This is a genomic window from Enterococcus sp. DIV0840 (assembly GCF_050527835.1).
GTDB lineage: Bacteria > Bacillota > Bacilli > Lactobacillales > Enterococcaceae > Enterococcus_L > Enterococcus_L ureasiticus.
In genome coordinates, this window is the sequence record NZ_CP172876.1 from 2,620,525 (window position 1) to 2,638,701 (window position 18,177).

Consider the following 18,177-nt stretch of genomic DNA (forward strand, 5'->3'; position numbering starts at 1 on the left):
ACTACCTCTCAGAAAAAAACAACAAAAAACTGAAAATAATGCTCAGACAGCAAAACAGTCCGACTCATTATTTTCAGTTTTTTATTTACCCAAAAGATAGATCACAAAAGTTTATAACCACTGTTATTCCAGCATTTTAAAACAAAAAAATATCAAACTAACTAAGTAGCTCGGGAAATTTTTTTTTCTATCCATCATTTTTACTCCAAGCAAATTTAATATTTGATTTAAATGCATTAATTCATTCTAAAATATCCTATAAATTTAAATAGCATCATACTACCATTTTCAGGATGCTATAATGAACAGAAATAGTTGTACCAGTTTTACTCTCTATTTAAAAGTCTTTGATGCGTTAATTGTCAAAACTATCTAATTTCTTCTCTTGCTTATCAAAAGCTTCTTTTACTGATTTTCCAAATTGCCCCTTGATTGATTCTTCTAAGGATTTTGTTGTTTTTGAAAGAGAGGTCTTCACTTCTTCTAGAATGACCTTTCCTTTTTTCCTAGCATTCTTTTGATTGTTTTCACTGTTTTGCACCCCAGCCATTCCTATAGCTCTAACAGCCGCTTCTTGATACCTTTTCCGCATTTTTTTTAATAATTCATCGAGTAATTCATTCATATGACTTCTCCTGTATCTTATAGTTCCTCCCTAAGCCTCTTCACTAGAGAACGATAGGTATTTTCTGCTTCTTCTTCTTTTTTCTTTCTTTTTCTAATTCATCTAAAAAATAATGATTTTCTTGTTCCATTTCTCGCCTCGCTTGATTAAAAGGCTCGCCATCTAATGCCAAATCTTTTAAGATATAGGACAAATGTTCTAAAGAATCATCTAATAGATATTCACCTTTTTTACGTGCAACCTTTAGTTCGTCCTCTTGTTCTTCTAGCCGTTTACGTGTCGTTTGATATGTTTTTATAATTGCTTCTTCATTCAAATAAAAAACCTCCAATACAATTAAAACTGAAGTTGTCGTGCTAAATCTTGGTCTTGTTGAACAACTGCAATTATCTTAGCATTTATTTCTGAAGCTAAGCTTTCAAATGTTTCACCAACTTTTTTCGCTTCTTGTATCTTCTGTTGGTACTTTTCTTTTGGAGTATTCACTATGCGTGCTTTTGTAAATCCCACTGTAGCTACTTGACTCTCCATTTCAGATTCAGACAAATCAGAAGAAGCTCCTCGTGCACTCGTTAAAATCTTATTCCATAACTCTTCTGTTTTATCCATTTCTCCTTGATAGTGTGCAATGATTTTACTCATAGCCACTTTCAGCAAACTAGAAGCTGTTGTTACAATTGATTTAGCTCGTGTAGCATCTAGATAAATTTCTTCTGTCCCTGAAAGTCCACCACCACTTGCATTTAATTTGGCTTCTAACGTTTTTAATAAATACATGCTCATTACAAATTTACTCATTAGGTTTTGTTCCAGTTGTTGTCCATCCATTAATGCATATGTGTTATCAGGAACTCTCAATCGTCCATCTTCATCAAATTTCCACAAGGTCAAGGCATGTGCTTCTAACGGATTACCAGGACTTCCTTTAGTATATCCCATCATAATTTCTGCACCTGTTCCGTTCCCCATCAAGTTTCCTATTAAATCCGCAAAATTACGATAATTTGTCAGCATTCCGGGATTATCTTTTATCCATTTTTTAGCATCTGTAGATAATATACCGTATGGATCTGGTCCATTGAAGCCAACGTTACGCCATTCATTTTCAGCAGCAATCATAAGTGCTAAATATTCACCTAACGAATGCCCCGTTGTTGTAACGACTGCATGAGGATAGGTTAATTTGATCCAATCTGCAAATTCTTGAGCTGAGTCAGCTTGACCTGGGTTCCATCCAAGCTGTGTCATACTTAATCCAACGGTTTGAGCATCCGTTACAACATCTCGCCAATCGCCACCGAAATTGGTGCCTGCAAAAGCTACTGTTAATTGAGTCGTGTCTGGATAGCCATTTGAATCTAATGGCGCAATTGCCATGGCTTGCATCCCATTACTAGGTTCTGTTTTGATTTTTAGTATTTGATACCTTTTTCCGCCAATATTTTGAAAACTTCCTTCAATAATCGAAGGATCATAATCTTCATGGTTGGAATCAAGCCAGTAAACCATATCACTTGCTTCATTATATTCTTTTTCAGTTGCCATCAGATTTCACCTTCTTTTCCATCCGAATAAGTCACTTTCACTTTGGAATATGTTATCCCTTCCTTTTGGACATTGGTATTCACATTACCATAGCTACCTATTTCATCCCGTTCTTTCCAAAAACTGTAAGTGAATTTTGCAGATTCTCCAGTATTATTAATAACTTCCACAAACATTCTATATGATCCAGTAGCTTTATTATGACCCGTTTTTTCTATATTTACTTCCTTAATGTCACTAAAGGTTTGCTTCAATATAACTATTGACTGACGTTCTATTTCAATTAACTCTTTTTCTTGTTCTTTTTTTCTCTCATCCATATAATATTTCCCTCCAACTCCTAGGAACACTAAAAAACATAGTCCTACAACGATCATACTATTTCTTTTTTTCATTATAAGCTCCTTTAGTAATAATAAATTAACTATAATATACAATTGTAGAACAATAGATTAGTGAAATTCTATTTTTTGCTAACCTTCTGCATTATTTAAATGGAGGAAATTCTTTCAAGTGAGAGTTAAAAATAGGAGCAATTATCTCTCACTTGAAAGTATTATAGCACCTATCTTATTATTATTTTGTTGATACGATATTTTCCATTTTGCACTAAAATATCACACCATTAAATAATTCCCCGCCATTTCCAATCATTCTCTAAAATCAGAAACCCTTATTCCAACTGATTTTCGACTGACTCAGAATGATTAAAAAGGAAACTTTTTAACTCTTATTTTGTTAGTTCCTAAATCCCTAAAAGTTCTGTTAAAGAAATCAGCGCCTCAGAGACCGCATCAATCATTTGTATTGCTTCACTTTCATGATCTTTTTTTGCCGATAGAGTCAAAATTACTTTTTCATCAAGAATGCCATAATAAAGACCAAAACCTTTTTTATTGACTGGACAAAAGCTAAATGACTCTAATATATCATAAGGAATTCCGGTGGTTGAAATAAAGTCCTCCCCTAATAGTTTAAGTGCTTCTGCTGAAAAGAACGTCAGACCTTCTTCAGGGTTAAGTGCCATTTTTTGAAGGCCAAACAAATGACGTTCTAACCCTTTTCCCTTTTGGCATTGCATGATTCGATTGGAGTGAGCTGTAGCTGCTTCATTGAATAATTCTACTAATTTTTCCTTAGAAATTGATTCTGTTTCATCGTAGAAGGCTTCCGCAAATAGCTTTTTCTCTTGACTGATCGAGCGGGCAGATTCTGTTCGACCTTCATAATACATACGCATAGCAACAGGTTCGTAAACGGATCTTAGCGTTCCAAAAACTTCTTGTTGCGCCATTGCTAACGCAATATGAAAGAAGGCATCGGGGCTTACGCTCGCTTTTTTCATCCGCTCTTTCCCAATTTCTGAGAGAACTTGGTGTTTGACGACATATGAACGATTCTCAATTTCGACAAGCTTTTGCGCATTTTCTAAAGTACTGATCATTTCGTTAGTTAATACCCATTCAAATTTTTGAACCAAATCAGAAGAAGATTTTCCAGTCATTCCTTGCTTCAACTCATTAAATGATTCAAAAATGTTGGTAAGTAAATTCAACGTTGGTACACCATCGATCGCCGTATGCTCCATGTTAAAACCGATATGACCATTTTTTGTAATGACAGCTTGTGTGGTTTTGCTTAAAAATTGATGATCTGTATTCAGTAGAACTTCCGTGATTCGTTCCTCTTTTGACTCATCTTTTCCATCCGAAAAACTCAACATAAATAATGAATTTTCGATTTGTTGCAGATTGTCGGTATTCAGCTCCTCAGTTTTAAGCTGTTGATAAATCAAAGCTGACTGCGCTCTTTCAACTCCAGTTAAATATGGAATCAAGTTCTCTCCGTGTTTAGGAACAGTCTCCAGCGATAAAATATAATTTAAACTTTCCATTACTTGTTCTAAAGAATTGATTTCACCTAGCTCATTCGTCACCTCTAAACGGAAATAGGTACCGTTTACAAAAATGATGATATAATTTCCAGCAGTGTGTATTTCTCCTCTGTAAAAAGAATCTTGGTCTTTTCCAGGTATTCTGCAGCTTTTGAAAAAATTTAAATAAAAGGACATATCGACATTTTGATGTTTTTTTGTGTATTCGATTGGATAGCTTCCATCAGCTAAACTGAGATAAATAGCAGTCATTTGATGGATAAGTCGAGCTGCACGTGCTTCTTTTGATTTGATATGATCATAGTAGCTTTCGTCAATGATCAAAGCGAAATTTGACTCACTTTGTAAATGTCCTCGGCTCTCTAAATAGCTTTCTTCCCAAAGAGGTGCTAACCAGCTGCCAGCTGTATTTTTCGCATGATCAACTAAATCTTTTTGCAGTAATACACCATCAGAGACACTGAATGTTATTGCTCTTTTTTGAAAGTCTTTTAATTCTTCTAATGTCACCAAAGGCCTCAACCAATCACTTAATGCAACAAGTGTTTCATGTAGTTCTGGTACAGGTAATTTTTTTAATGTTGGTAATAACTCTTCTTTATATTTTTCCATCTTACACCTCAACAATCACTTTATATTTTATTATACCAAGCATTTACTATTTGTATGACTTTTTTCAGTAACTTATTAAAAAAAGCATCATCCCTACCGCTTTCATTGCAGGAATGATGCTTTTATTATTTATCTTTTGTATCGATAATGATCGTTACCGGCCCATCATTGATCAACGACACGGCCATATCAGCACCAAATTCTCCTGTTTCTACAGGAATATCTAGTTCTTTAAGCTGCTGATTGAATAACTCATACAAAGGAATCGCAGCTTCAGGTCGAGCGGCTTCTATAAAACTAGGACGGTTGCCCTTTTTAGTATCAGCATACAACGTAAATTGAGAAACACTCAAAATGCTGCCTTGTATCTCTTGAATACTTAAATTCATTTTACCAGCATCATCCTCAAACACACGAAGCTTGCTGATTTTTCGAACTAAATAAGCCACATCTTCTATACTGTCTGATTCATGAATACCAAGTAAAATCATAAACCCTTGATCAATTTTCCCCACACTTTTTTGATCGATCATAACTTCAGCTCGCGTAACTCGCTGGATGACTGCTCTCATAAATTATACCTCCTAGCCATTGGTTCGACGGACATTATAAACATCCGGTATATTTTTGATTTTATCTACAATCGTTTTTAAATGAGCTAAATTTTGGATTTTTACGGTCACATGGATCATCGCCATTTTATTTTTCGTTGGTTTTGCTTCCACGCTGACTAAGTTTTTCGTCATTGAACTAATGACTTGAAGGACATCATTCAATAATCCACTGCGATTATAGCCATAAATCTCTAAATCAGCATCGTATTCTTTATTTGAATTATCAGTATCTTCCCATTCGACTTCAATCAAACGTTGGGCAAGTTCTTCTTGGTGCTGGACGTTCGGACAATCTGCCCTATGAATTGAAACACCTCGTCCTTTTGTGATATAACCGACGATTTCATCTCCTGGTACAGGATTACAGCAGCGGCTGATGCGGACAAGCAGATTTTCAACTCCTTGAATCACGATTCCGCCTTCATGACGAACTTTCATTTTATCAGATTCTTTTTTGACAGGTTGCGTCATCAATTCCTCTGCTTCTTGTTTTTGGCGTTCCACTTCTTGTTCTTTGCGTTCCTTCTCAGTTAAACGATTGAAGACTACTTGAGCACTGATTTCACCATAACCAACAGCTGCATAAAGATCGTCTTCTGTTTGAAAATTAAAACGATCCAGCGCTTCCGCCATTTTTGCCTTACTTAAAAATTCTTTTGGTGTAAAACCGTGTTCAACTAAATATTTGCTGATGGCATCATGCCCTTTGATAATATTGACTTCACGATCTTGGATTTTAAAGAATCGTTTGATTTTGTTTCGTGCCTTACTGGTCGCAACCATTTTTAGCCAGTCTCGACTTGGTCCAAAGGAATTTGGAGAGGTCAAGACTTCAATTATATCGCCATTTTTCAGTGTATAATCTAGCTGAACCATTTTACCGTTGACTTTCGCCCCTGTTGTTTTATTGCCGATTTCAGTATGCACACTATAAGCAAAATCGAGCGGCCCAGAACCTTTAGGTAATTCTGTTACTTCGCCAGTTGGGGTGAAAACGTAAACCTTATCGCTGAAAATATCCCCTTTGACGCTTTCCATAAATTCAGAAGCATCATAGCTTTCATCTTGCAGTTCAAGAATTTCACGGAACCAGCTTAATTGTTTTGTATCATTATCTTCATCGACTTTTTCAGTCTTGCCTTCTTTATAAGCCCAGTGAGCAGCAACCCCAAATTCAGCAATTTGATGCATTTCATGTGTTCTGATCTGCACTTCAACTGGATTTCCTTTTGGCCCGATGACTGTTGTATGGATAGATTGATACATATTCGCTTTTGGCATCGCAATATAATCTTTAAAACGGCCTGGCATCGGTGTCCATTTTGTATGAATCGCACCTAGAACAGCATAACAATCTTTGATTGAATCTACGATAACACGAATCGCAAGTAAATCATAAATTTCATTAAATTGCTTTTTATGATCTTTCATTTTGCGATAGATCGAATAGATGTGTTTTGGACGTCCATAGATTTCGGCATAGATATCTAAATCTTCTGTCGCTAAACGGATGTCTTCCACAGCTTCTTCAACATAGGCTTCACGTTCATCTCTTTTACTTTGCATCAGATTCACGATTCGATAATATTGGTTTGGATTGATATAGCGTAATGCCGTATCTTCTAACTCCCATTTAATTCTGCTGATCCCCAAGCGATGCGCAAGCGGTGCATAGATTTCAATCGTTTCTTGCGCGATTCGTCGCTGTTTATCTTCACGTAAATGCTTTAACGTGCGCATATTATGCAGACGGTCAGCTAATTTCACCATGATCACACGCAAATCTTGTGCCATTGCCAGTAACATTTTTCGGTGATTTTCAGCTAGTTGTTCTTCATGAGATTTATATTTTATTTTTCCAAGCTTAGTTACGCCGTCCACTAACATCGCAACGTCTGCACCAAATTCATTTGCTAGATCTTCAAGTGTTACATCTGTATCTTCTACTACATCATGTAGGAAACCAGTTGCAACTGTATGTGGGTCCATCCGTAATTCCGCTAAAATACCAGCCACTTGGATTGGATGGATAAAATAAGGTTCACCTGACTGTCTGACTTGACCCTCATGAGCTTTTTCAGCATAATCACATGCTTTTTGTACAAAAGCAACATGTTGAGGTTCCATATATTTTGACACCAGCTTTATGACTCCTGGTCCTGTCATGATTTCCTCTTTTGGCATGGTTCTCACACTCCTTTATCTGCGTCAGTTTAAAAAGCAATATGTTGTTTTGACACATTATCTAGTAACGCTCTTTTTACTAACGATTCAGCAATCTTTCTATTTATGTAAATGATTAATCTTTTAAAAAAAGAAAAGTACCACTTGAAACAGTAGCACTTCCAACATCTTTTATTATACTAACATTTTTCTGGATTTTCAATTCCTCAAGTCTTAATTCCATTTTGAAATCAAAGGTAAAATCTCACGACCGTTGCTAATTCCGATATAAGATGCCCCGGCTTGAAAAAGAAGCTCGATTTCAAGTAAGGTTGGCGCTTTAACATTTATTTGAAACGTCATTCGTTTTTTTCTACCCATTCTGAAAATACTCATATCATAAATTGCCTGTTCCATTGTCAAATTCACACCTAAAGAAACAGCACTAACATTCAGCTCTGCAAGATCCATCATTAATACCTGCTTTTGATTATCCGTTAAATGACTGCTGTCTAAAAAGAACCCTAAAGCATTTCGCCCAAATGATAGCTGTTCTAAAGCTCGATAACTTTGATTTCCGTAAATCTCCAACTGCTCCGGTGCCATAGTCACAAAAACATCCGATGCACCCTCTCTGTACAACTGTCCTGTTTCAAACGCTTTTTTTGCTAATGTTCCACGACCTAGTGGAAAATCAACGAAACTGCCGACTTGAATCGTCGTTCCTGTTAATAATTGTTTTGCCCTTGCAACATTATAAGGTAAAACAAAAATTGAACGAACAGGAAACTCTTTTAAAAAAAGAATCTCTTCTGTGAACTGTTGATCTGTAAACGATGGATCCATTAACATAATTGAAAGTCGTTGCAACTCTAACTCCATAAATAGCCCCCTATACCTTACACTAATTCAAATTGATAACTAATGGCGCTTAAAACATACATTGGCGCCGTTTCTGCACGTAAAATCCTTGGACCTAAGCCACAAATAATACCGCCATATTCTTGAAATGCTTCAATTTCAGCTGTTGAAAAACCACCCTCTGGTCCAAAAATTATCAGGATAGATTCTCCAACTTTTAATTCAGAAAGTGCTGTTGCAAAGCGACTGCGTTCCCCAACTTTTGCAGACTCTTCGTAAGCGATCAACACTTTATCATAACTAGAAAAAACATCGATCAGCTCTTGTTCTTTCTCTAATAACACAATGTCTGGTGCAAACTGACGTTGAGATTGTTCCGCCGCTTCTGTTGCAATTTTTTTCAAGCGGTCCCTTTTTTTTGCCAACTTTTTATGATCCCACTTCACAACAGAAGCTTTAGCTGGAAACCCAATAAATTTATGGCTGCCAAGCTCCGTTCCTTTTTGGACTACCCATTCTAGTTTATCCCCTTTAGGATAACCACAAGCAATGGTCACATTGACTGGCAATTCTTTTTCAGCCTGTTCTTTACTGACTTCTTTTAAATAAACGGCATCTTCTGTAATCTCGGTGATTTCAGCAATGATCGCCAAACGATCGCTAAACGCCAAGAAAACTTGCTGTTCCGCTTCCATCCGCATCACTCGAACGATGTGATGATAATTTTCGCCAGTAATCGTGTAGCGCTCTTTAGCTTCATAAGGTTCAGTTAGAAAGTAACGCTGCATCTTACTCTTCCTCTGTTTTCTTTAAAATAATCGCATACCAATCTCCTTGTTGGAAAATCTGATCCACAAGAAAACCTGCTTCTGTCATTTTTTCTACGATCATTGCCTTTTTTTCATGAATGATCCCAGAAACAATCAGCGTTCCATCATTTTTCAATAAACGCCAAGCATCTTCGATCATCAATGTAATGATATCGGCTAAAATATTTGCTACAATCACATCTGCTTCGATGGTTACGTCTTTCAACAGGTCGTTAGCTGAAACATGAACGTCACTTGCGATTGGATTCATATCCATATTTTCTTTTGCCGCAGTCACAGCAACTTCATCTAAATCATAGGCATAAACTTCTTTTGCCCCTAAATATTTACTCGCAATACTCAACACACCAGAACCCGTTCCAACATCAAGAAGCGTTTCGCCCCCTCGCAACACGGTTTCCAAAGCTTGCAACGTTAAACGAGTTGTTGGATGTGTCCCTGTTCCAAAAGCCATTCCTGGATCCAAGGTAATTATTTTTTCAAACTCATCTTGTGCCTCATATTTTTCCCAGCTTGGAACGATCGTTAGAAAACGAGTCACGCGAACTGGATGATAATACTTTTTCCAAGCTGTTGCCCAATCACTTTCAGCTACTTCGCTAACACTCACTTCATTTTTACCGATTGCAAGTCCAAATTCTGGCAAACGAGTGATACTTTCTTTAATAAAAGGGAGTATTTCTGGTAAAAAAGTCGTTTCAGGGAAATAGGCCATGACCAAAGCACCTTCTTTTATATGTGTGAATTGTTCCTTATCAAGTAGTTCTCCATAAAGATCACTTTGGAAATTTTCGACATCTAAAGAATCTTCAATGGCAACACCACTGGCTCCTGCTTCCATCATAATATTTGAAATTGCTTCAACAGCTTCACTGGCTGTTTCAACTTTTACTTCTGTCCACTTCATACGATCACCTCTTTTTTAATAGCTTGGATAAGCGATATATGTATCGCCCTCTGCTTTTTGATACTTTTGAACTGATTCTTCAAAGGCTTCTTGCGACCATTTCAGCTCGTACACTTCTTGTTCTTCGTCTGTTAAAAAGTCTAACAAGTCGCTTTGACCTTCTGTTAATACTTCGTTCAAATAGGCGACAAAACCATCTAATATGGATTGTTTGATCCCTTTTTTTCCTTCATAAGGAATACAAGCTAAATACTCGTCTTCATCTACAGAAGTTTTTTCAGGGTTATAAAATAAAATACCATCTTCAAATTCAATAATCTCTTCTTCTGAAACAGTCCCTTGTGTATCATCGATTTGTTCATGAGCTGTATTTTCAGCAAATAATCGGAAAACCACTTCGATTGAATGATTTTTCGCATTCCAATCAAGTGCTACATCATATTCTGTGATATTTTTTGTGAGTTGTTGATCTAGATAAGTTAACATCGTTGCTTTTTTCATTTATTTTCTTCCTTCCAGCCAAAGGCCTTTTGATCGATATCACTTCTTTTTTGTTTAGAAATATAAGGATTTCCTGCAACCACATACCTTAATGGCAAATCTGTCCAGATTCCTTTATTGGAAATTCCAATTCTAGGAAGTGAAATGATTTTTTTGGGTGTTTTTCTTTTTTCTGGAACGATCCGTAATGAACTGTCAAAAATCGATTGACCATATAATTCTCTGTCAATGCCTAAAGCTGCGACTAGCTTACCTGGACCATTTGACAACTCGATTCCTTTACGCCCCTTACGATTTTTTTCCATTTTTTCGATTCCATCAACGGGTTCAATGGCACGAATCATTACTCCTTGTGGGTTCCCTTTTTCTTGCGTCACCATATTTAAAATCAAATGCGTATGCATTGTATATAAATAAATCGTTCCCGGTTTTTCATACATAGCTTTTAATCGTGGCGTATTCCGTAATCCAAAACTGTGAGCTGCCTCATCTTTTGGACCTAAGTAAGCCTCGGTATCAACGATATAGCCTGCAAGTGTACCCGTTTCAGTCTCATGTTCTAAGTACATCCCTAATAAAAACTGAGCGATTTCTTCAGTTGATTTTTTATTAAAAAAATTTATCGTGTCATTCATTATTTTTCACCACTTCCTATCATACACGAATCTAGGCCTATTATCCATTGAAATAACAAACGATTAGTAAGATAAATACCTGGTTTTCCCTTTCAACATTTCTCAAAACTCAGCTGAATACAAACGTACGTTCTTTATGGTATAATAAGTATTATTATCTAACTTCATGGGCTGAAATCTCAGAAAGTTGAGTGAACCCACTATGCTTTTATATTATCGAGCTCCGCAGACTAACCTTTCGGAAAAAAGATAAAATACGATTGCGGCAGAAAATCGCCACCCTCGGATTTTCCTATTTTTCTGTCATGGTTGAACGAGTCTGCTACGCTTTTATACTATCTAGCTTCGCAGACTAACCTTTCGGAAAAAAGATAAAATACGATTGCGGCAGAAAATCGCCACCCTCGGATTTTCCTATTTTTCTGTCATGGTTGAACGAGTCTGCTACGCTTTTAAAATAAGGAGGTTCAACGATGCAAAAACCACTAGCTTACCGTATGCGACCACGTAATTTAGATGAAGTCGTTGGTCAACAACAACTTGTTGGTCCTGGAAAAATCATTCGTCGTATGGTTGAAGCGCGGATGCTGTCTTCTATGATTTTATACGGCCCTCCGGGTACGGGTAAAACCAGTATTGCCAGTGCAATTGCAGGTTCTACAAACTATGCTTTTCGCTTATTGAATGCGGCAACTGATACTAAAAAAGACCTGCAAATTGTTGCTGAAGAAGCTAAAATGAGCGGTACTGTTATCTTGTTGCTGGATGAGGTCCATCGTTTAGATAAAACAAAACAAGATTTTCTATTGCCCCATCTTGAGAGCGGTAGAATCATTATGATCGGAGCAACAACTGAGAACCCTTATATTACAATCAATCCAGCCATTCGAAGCCGAACACAAATTTTTGAAGTCAAACCTTTAACTGAATTAGATATTCAAAAAGCTGTCAAAGAAGCATTGTCTGATTCAGAGCGTGGTTTAGGAGAATTCCCTGTGGTTTTAGAAGAAAAAGCACTACAGCATTTATCCCGAGCAACCAATGGTGATTTGCGCAGTGCACTAAATGGACTAGAGCTGGCTGTCAAATCAACACATGAAAATGAAGACAAAAAAATCGTGATCACCCTTTCCATTATTGAAGAATGTGTGCAACGCAAAGCATTGACTCACGATAAAAATGGTGATGCTCATTACGATGTGATCTCTGCATTTCAAAAATCGATTCGTGGCAGTGACGTTGATGCCGCCCTTCATTATCTTGGCAGATTAGTTGAAGCTGGTGATCTACCAATTATTTGTCGCCGTTTGATGGTGATTGCGTATGAAGATATCGGTTTAGGAAATCCACCTGCTGCAGCCCGTACCATCACTGCTGTTCAAGCAGCAGAAAAGCTTGGTTTTCCAGAAGCACGCATCCCTCTTGCTAGTGTTGTGATTGATTTATGCTTATCGCCCAAATCTAATTCTGCCATCAGCGCAATTGATGCTGCTTTAGCTGACATACGCGAAGGAAAAGCAGGAGATGTTCCTGATCATTTACGTGATAGTCATTATTCTGGTGCAAAAGAATTGAACCGAGGAATTGGTTACCAATATCCCCATAACTTTGAAAATGCTTGGGTCGACCAGCAATATCTTCCAGATAAAATAAAAAATGCCCATTATTATGAACCCATTGATACGGGAAAGTATGAACAAGCACTACACCAACAGTATCAAAGGATCCAGGACTGGAAAAAAGGAAAGACAACCAAATAATAATCCGCTTTCAAATTAAAGCACCCTCGTTGCTGTTTGCTCTATGTTGTGCTATTATAAAGATGGTAAATCTGTGATGTGCGCGTTGTCTTTTTTGTGTGTTGACCGAACATTTTATTGATATCTAGGGATCCTTCTGGTACCTAAGCTGGTAACATGCCTTATCATTTGGTAGTTCGAAGCTGTCAGTCGTGGAACCCACCTGCTTTGTTTGCGGGTTCAATACTATAGGACGAATAACGGCATCGACGGATTTTACCATTTTTATTTAGATTACCAAACAATTTGCGGAGTGCAAATTGTTTTTTATTTGATGGAGGTTCAAGGCATGATTCGCATACTTATTTTTGTATCTGTAGCATTATTAGTTATTATTGGAATTTATTTATTAAAAAAAGCAACTGTTTTTTTGCCAATAATGCACAACGGTGAACCTGATGAAAATAAGCAGTTTTTACATCAGTTCGGTGTTTTTTATCTGATTTTAGCTGCTATCGGTATTTTAGTTGGAATCTTTAATTTAAAGTTTTTCTCGTTATTCTATATTTTTAGCTTGCTTGTGATTTCAGCAGTGTTCAGTGTTATGTTTGCCAAGAAGATTCTATAACAGTATCTTCTTTTTTATTTTCATTTTTTGCAGTTTTGTTCTACAATTAAAGTATTAAGAACTATCTATTTTCAACTATTTGAAAAGGAGTGGTCACAATGTTACAAAATTATCGTAAAATCATGGTTGCCGTTGATGGATCAAACGAGGCAGAATTAGCTTTTCAAAAAGCAATGAATGTCGCTATGAGAAATGATGCAGAATTACTATTAGCTCACGTTATTGATACACGAGCATTTCAATCCGTTTCTTCTTTTGATGGTGTCTTGGCTGAACAAGCTACTGAAATGGCGAAACAAACACTTGAAGGTTACAAAAAACAAGCAAAAGAACATGGCTGTGAAAAAGTATCGAGTATCATTGAATATGGTTCTCCAAAACCCTTGATCGCAAAACAACTGCCTCAAGATCATGAAGTTGACTTGATCATGCTCGGTGCAACTGGTCTGAATGCCGTTGAACGATTGTTTATTGGCTCTGTTTCTGAATATGTTATCCGTAATGCCGCTTGTGATGTACTCGTGGTAAGAACCGATTTAGACAATAAAATTCCGGTTCAAAAAGACGAAGAATAGTTTATTCAATAAAAAAGCAACCCGCTAAAAATTCGGGTTGCTTTTTTGTGATTATTATTTTCTTAGACGCTCAACATCACGAGCAATCATTAATTCTTCATCAGTTGGAATCAATAATACTTTAACTTTAGAATCCTCTGTAGAGATCACTGATTCTTTTCCACGAACATTGTTTTTCTCATCATCTAACTCACAACCAAACCAAGTCATGCCTTTGATTACTTCACTACGAACGTGTGAATCATTTTCACCGATTCCAGCAGTAAAGACAATTGCATCTACACCGTTTAAAACAGTTACATAACTACCGATGTATTTGCGGATACGATCTGTAAAGATATCATAAGCCACTTGAACAGCTTCTTTATCCATGTTTGCTTCTAAATCACGCATATCACTAGAAATGCCAGTCAAACCAAGTAAACCTGATTTTTTATTTAAGATGTCGATCATGTCTTTGATATCAGTCAATTCAAGTTTTTCCATTAGGTAAGCTAGTAAAGAAGGATCGATATCTCCAGAACGAGTTCCCATTGTTACACCTGCAAGTGGTGTGAAGCCCATTGATGTATCAACAGATTTACCACCATCAACGGCAGTGATTGATGCACCGTTACCTAAGTGACAAGTAATGATTTTTAACTCTTCGATTGGACGACCAAGCATTTCTGCTGCACGTTCTGCAACAAATTTGTGGCTTGTTCCGTGTGCACCGTATTTACGAGCTGCATATTTGTCATAGTATTCAGTTGGAATACTGTATAAGAAATTGTGTTTTGGCATTGTTGTATGGAAAGATGTATCAAATACAGCAACACTGATAATATCAGGTAAGATTTTTTTGAACGCTTTGATTCCCATTGCATTCGCTGGATTGTGTAATGGTGCAAGTTCTGCTAATTTTTCAATTTTTGCTAAAACTTCATCGTCAATAACAACAGAATCTTTAAAGTCTTCTCCACCTGCAACAACACGGTGGCCAACACCAGTAATTTCATCAAAAGAAGCTAAGATGTTCAATTCAGTTAATTTATCCAATAACATTTTTACTGCAACATCGTGATCATTGATGTCGATGATTTCTTCATATTTTTCGTCATTACCATATTTGATCGTAAAGATAGAATCATTCAAACCAATTCGTTCAACGATTCCTTTAGCGACTACTTCTTCAGTTGGCATTTGGTATAACTGCCATTTTAAACTTGAACTTCCAGCATTGATTGCAATTGTTTTAGACATAATATTCTCCTCTTTATCAGTTGTTTTATTTTAAATTTGAAGACTTCCAAGCCTCAAATTGTTGAAAAAATTGAGTTACTTTCGCAGGATCTTTCAATGAGCCTAATTTTGCAACGAGCACTTCTTTTGCCTGCTCGCTATGGTCACCTTTATTTTGTACAAACAAAATACTTTTTCTTGATTGAACTGATTTAAATAGCTCATCTGGTAACTGAATCATCCCCTGTAGATAAACATTTTTTTGCAGCCAATTTTTGAAAAATGAACTTTGCTCTGTCTCTAAAATATTGGTTGGTATCAAAAATAATCCATATCCGTCAGGTTTAACAAATTTCATTGCTTGTTCCATCAATAAGTGATGGGCATAACTATGCCCTTCTTCTGCTGCTGAGTCAAAGTCTTTTGCCTTTTCATCATTCGGATAATAACCGATGGGCAAATCACTGACCGCTACATCGACAGGATCAACAAGTAAGTCTTGTAATCCATCTTGATGGAATAATTGTATCGTTGCCTTTGTCCACTCATTATTGGTTGCTGAAACAGAAAGTAAGGTATCGTCGATATCCACACCAAAGCCTTGAACGGTGTACTTTGCTAAGTTCAGGTTAAGAATGATTGTCAAGAGAAGATTACCCATGCCTGTTGCAATATCAAGAACTTTTAACGATTCTTCTGGGCTATACAGTTGCTCGATCAAATAAACAAATAAGAAGCCGATACTATCTGGCGTTAGTTGATGATTTGCCTGTAAGGACTCTGCTTTATTCCCTTTAAGTAAAATCAATTGAGACAAACGTCTAATCTCTTCTGGTTCCAATTCGATTGCTTGTAATTGTTGATAGATGGTTTTAAGTTTTTGAACAGTTTGTTCATCTGGTACTCCATCTTGCACACGCACTTGGTAATTATCAATGATATTTTCACCATTTTCAGTGTATGCATCTAAAAAAGAAGTATCTAAAGATCGTTTAAGCAATCCGATGGCCTGTTCCATTAAACCGAAAGCCTTTTCTATTTTCTCAGGGAACAAAAGAAACACCTCAATTTCCTTCTATTAATATAACAATTTTCATACCTGTTCTATTTTAACGAAAAACCAGACAATAATCAATCAATTTCCTAATATTATTTGTAAATCAATGAACTACTCTTATTTTTACAAAAACCATAAAATGATTCTAATTGATTTTATTTTAAAAACTAATCTCTGTATTAGTTTTTTTCATTATTAGTTTGATACACATTTCACAGATTTTTGATTGCTGTCATTCTTACAATTCAATCAGCTACATTATTTGTTTTGATTTGTTCCTTTTTTACTTCCTTATATTGTTCTTGAAAGCTGTAAGTAGTTTGGTTCAATTGAACAACAATGCTTATTGTTGCTTGATCATATTCATATTGTAACGTACCTGTCGAAAAATTCTGATATCCTTTTTTTGCAAGTTGTTGCTTCTCTTGCTTAAGATCTGAAAGAAACATACTTACCATTGTTTTGGCAATATAGTAATCTTTGGTCTTTTTTGTAAATCGCTGTGTCAGCTGAAAGTCTTCCAAAACTAACGTAAAAATAAAACTAAATAAAAAAACAAATAATAATGCTGTAAGTAAAACACCTCCTTTGTATCTCTTATTCATACTCATGCTCCTGTGTGATGATCCATTTTGCTGTGACACTCAAGTTATTTTCGAAGGTTACTTTTATTACGATAGCTTTCTCTTCCTCTATAAAATTTGCTTGTCTAATCCCAATCAAAAGAGGATGATAGCCTCCATTCTCAATTTTTACAATTTTGCCTAATTTATGCTCAATCCAAACTGGCTTATTATTTTTTTTATTTCTAAGAATCATTTTATTCGCTTGCGTATTTTCGTAGCGACAATTTTTCAACTCATTCTCTAGTTGAATCACAAATATATGCCATTCTTTTTGCCGATCACTTTTTATGTGGTTCGTCACAATAGCAGCATTCTTAACCGAAGCTGAAAAGAGCAGGCAGATAATTGATAATAGAAACAACGCAAGCAAACATTCGAGTAGAGTAAATCCTAGAAAACTATTTCGCATGTCACTCTTTCTTAATCGTAAAGCTCTCTTTTTCATCTATAATCTCCACTTCGATCAACTTATTTTCGGTTATATAAAAGCGTAATTGATAGTTTCTATTTTCTATGTGTATATCTTGAATCAACGCTCCTCCATGATTTTCATAGTGCTTCATTTTTTCATACAAAACTCTGTGTAGTAATAGTTGGTTGGTGACTTGTTTATTCTTTTTCAACAGAAATGTATTTAGTGAAACGTAACTGCCAATTATCAAACACAATAAACCTAATGCAATCAAGCTTTCGAGTAAAATATAGCCACTATAATTGTTTGATTTTTTTAACATAGCGACCACTCCCTAATTGGAATTGAAATTCGATCAGTTGATTTTTTTCTATCCATGAAAAAGAAAATTTAGAAAGTTTTCCAATGTTTCCAGACCCTTTTTTGAAAGTGAGTTTTTCCGGTCCGGCAAGTTGTAATGATACCGGAATCTCCAGTATTTCTTCTACTGCTTGTCCGTTTTTGAAATTGATTTGTTGGCTTTGCTCAAAAAATATAACCTGTGTATCCACTGTATTTACAACTGCCATTTGCTGTGTAAAGAGCAATTTTTTCTCAAAAGACGATAAAAACTGATCCACTTCCAATACCTGCTTCCATTTATTTATAGTAAGAGTTGGAAATAGCATAAATATCGTACAAATAAACAAGACTACTAAAGATTCTATTAACGTAAAACCTTTCATATACATA

General features: G+C 36.1%; 21 protein-coding genes and 1 other RNA gene. 4 read left to right on the top strand and 18 right to left on the bottom strand.

Annotated elements, in window-relative coordinates; translation table 11 throughout:
* Window positions 1-355 precede the first annotated feature (355 nt).
* The 12 genes from IGL98_RS12505 to IGL98_RS12560 all read right to left on the bottom strand — a co-directional run bounded on the left by IGL98_RS12505 (window position 356) and on the right by IGL98_RS12560 (window position 11,187).
* Window positions 356-625 (bottom strand): hypothetical protein, encoded by a 270-nt coding sequence (locus tag IGL98_RS12505; protein WP_206912767.1) that lies wholly within the window; start codon window positions 623-625, stop codon window positions 356-358.
* Between the two features lie 43 nt (window positions 626-668).
* Window positions 669-941 carry a hypothetical protein gene (locus IGL98_RS12510; protein ID WP_206912768.1) on the bottom strand — a complete coding sequence of 91 codons (273 nt, stop codon included), beginning with the start codon at window positions 939-941 and terminating at the stop codon, window positions 669-671.
* A gap of 20 nt (window positions 942-961) precedes the next feature.
* Window positions 962-2,170 carry a lipase gene (locus tag IGL98_RS12515; RefSeq protein WP_206912770.1) on the bottom strand — a complete coding sequence of 403 codons (1,209 nt, stop codon included), beginning with the start codon at window positions 2,168-2,170 and terminating at the stop codon, window positions 962-964.
* The gene (locus IGL98_RS12520) at window positions 2,170-2,490 is read right to left on the bottom strand and encodes a hypothetical protein (RefSeq protein WP_242590277.1); all 321 of its coding nucleotides are present in this window, start codon (window positions 2,488-2,490) and stop codon (window positions 2,170-2,172) included. The genes IGL98_RS12515 and IGL98_RS12520 overlap by 1 nt, the downstream gene beginning before the upstream one ends.
* A gap of 425 nt (window positions 2,491-2,915) precedes the next feature.
* Window positions 2,916-4,676: a choline/carnitine O-acyltransferase gene (locus IGL98_RS12525; protein ID WP_206912773.1), complete on the bottom strand. Its 1,761-nt coding sequence runs from the start codon at window positions 4,674-4,676 to the stop codon at window positions 2,916-2,918.
* Between the two features lie 125 nt (window positions 4,677-4,801).
* Entirely contained in the window at window positions 4,802-5,248 is a 447-nt protein-coding gene (gene dtd, locus IGL98_RS12530) for a D-aminoacyl-tRNA deacylase (protein WP_206845315.1), read from the bottom strand.
* Between the two features lie 12 nt (window positions 5,249-5,260).
* Window positions 5,261-7,474, bottom strand: coding sequence for a RelA/SpoT family protein (locus IGL98_RS12535; protein WP_206845319.1), 2,214 nt, complete (start codon window positions 7,472-7,474; stop codon window positions 5,261-5,263).
* 213 nt (window positions 7,475-7,687) lie between these two features.
* Window positions 7,688-8,335, bottom strand: coding sequence for a deoxyribose-phosphate aldolase (locus IGL98_RS12540; protein WP_206912775.1), 648 nt, complete (start codon window positions 8,333-8,335; stop codon window positions 7,688-7,690).
* A gap of 17 nt (window positions 8,336-8,352) precedes the next feature.
* Complete coding sequence (locus tag IGL98_RS12545; RefSeq protein WP_206845325.1) at window positions 8,353-9,102, bottom strand: 16S rRNA (uracil(1498)-N(3))-methyltransferase; 750 nt, start codon at window positions 9,100-9,102, stop codon at window positions 8,353-8,355.
* A 1-nt stretch (window position 9,103) separates the two neighbouring features.
* Window positions 9,104-10,051 (bottom strand): 50S ribosomal protein L11 methyltransferase, encoded by a 948-nt coding sequence (gene prmA, locus IGL98_RS12550; protein WP_069646076.1) that lies wholly within the window; start codon window positions 10,049-10,051, stop codon window positions 9,104-9,106.
* Window positions 10,052-10,066: 15 nt separating this feature from the next.
* Complete coding sequence (locus IGL98_RS12555; RefSeq protein WP_206845326.1) at window positions 10,067-10,552, bottom strand: DUF3013 family protein; 486 nt, start codon at window positions 10,550-10,552, stop codon at window positions 10,067-10,069.
* Complete coding sequence (locus tag IGL98_RS12560; RefSeq protein WP_206845328.1) at window positions 10,549-11,187, bottom strand: DNA-3-methyladenine glycosylase; 639 nt, start codon at window positions 11,185-11,187, stop codon at window positions 10,549-10,551. The genes IGL98_RS12555 and IGL98_RS12560 overlap by 4 nt, the downstream gene beginning before the upstream one ends.
* Before the next feature lie 473 nt (window positions 11,188-11,660).
* Here IGL98_RS12560 and IGL98_RS12565 point away from each other — a divergent pair, with 473 nt between their 5' ends.
* The 4 genes from IGL98_RS12565 (at window position 11,661) to IGL98_RS12580 (ending at window position 14,129) form a co-directional block, all read left to right on the top strand.
* Window positions 11,661-12,947, top strand: a complete 1,287-nt coding sequence (locus tag IGL98_RS12565; protein ID WP_206845329.1) for a replication-associated recombination protein A — start codon at window positions 11,661-11,663, stop codon at window positions 12,945-12,947.
* 65 nt (window positions 12,948-13,012) lie between these two features.
* Window positions 13,013-13,206: non-coding RNA, 6S RNA (gene ssrS / locus IGL98_RS12570), on the top strand.
* Window positions 13,207-13,275: 69 nt separating this feature from the next.
* Window positions 13,276-13,554, top strand: a complete 279-nt coding sequence (locus IGL98_RS12575; protein ID WP_069646465.1) for a hypothetical protein — start codon at window positions 13,276-13,278, stop codon at window positions 13,552-13,554.
* Window positions 13,555-13,652: 98 nt separating this feature from the next.
* Window positions 13,653-14,129, top strand: coding sequence for a universal stress protein (locus IGL98_RS12580; RefSeq protein ID WP_069646079.1), 477 nt, complete (start codon window positions 13,653-13,655; stop codon window positions 14,127-14,129).
* Window positions 14,130-14,183: 54 nt separating this feature from the next.
* Here the strand turns inward: IGL98_RS12580 and IGL98_RS12585 are convergent, their stop codons facing one another.
* The 6 genes from IGL98_RS12585 to comGD form a co-directional block, all read right to left on the bottom strand.
* Window positions 14,184-15,371, bottom strand: a complete 1,188-nt coding sequence (locus IGL98_RS12585) for an acetate kinase (RefSeq protein WP_069646080.1) — start codon at window positions 15,369-15,371, stop codon at window positions 14,184-14,186.
* A 25-nt stretch (window positions 15,372-15,396) separates the two neighbouring features.
* Window positions 15,397-16,404 (bottom strand): class I SAM-dependent methyltransferase, encoded by a 1,008-nt coding sequence (locus IGL98_RS12590; RefSeq protein ID WP_206912783.1) that lies wholly within the window; start codon window positions 16,402-16,404, stop codon window positions 15,397-15,399.
* A 248-nt stretch (window positions 16,405-16,652) separates the two neighbouring features.
* Window positions 16,653-17,012, bottom strand: coding sequence for a competence type IV pilus minor pilin ComGG (gene comGG / locus IGL98_RS12595; RefSeq protein WP_206845331.1), 360 nt, complete (start codon window positions 17,010-17,012; stop codon window positions 16,653-16,655).
* Window positions 17,005-17,478 carry a competence type IV pilus minor pilin ComGF gene (comGF, locus tag IGL98_RS12600; RefSeq protein WP_206845336.1) on the bottom strand — a complete coding sequence of 158 codons (474 nt, stop codon included), beginning with the start codon at window positions 17,476-17,478 and terminating at the stop codon, window positions 17,005-17,007. The genes comGG and comGF overlap by 8 nt, the downstream gene beginning before the upstream one ends.
* On the bottom strand, window positions 17,444-17,767 hold the full coding sequence (gene comGE, locus IGL98_RS12605) for a competence type IV pilus minor pilin ComGE (RefSeq protein ID WP_206912776.1): 324 nt from the start codon (window positions 17,765-17,767) through the stop codon (window positions 17,444-17,446). Before comGE ends, comGF begins: the two co-directional genes overlap by 35 nt.
* Complete coding sequence (comGD, locus tag IGL98_RS12610) at window positions 17,742-18,176, bottom strand: competence type IV pilus minor pilin ComGD (protein WP_242590278.1); 435 nt, start codon at window positions 18,174-18,176, stop codon at window positions 17,742-17,744. The genes comGE and comGD overlap by 26 nt, the downstream gene beginning before the upstream one ends.
* Window position 18,177: the final 1 nt, after the last annotated feature.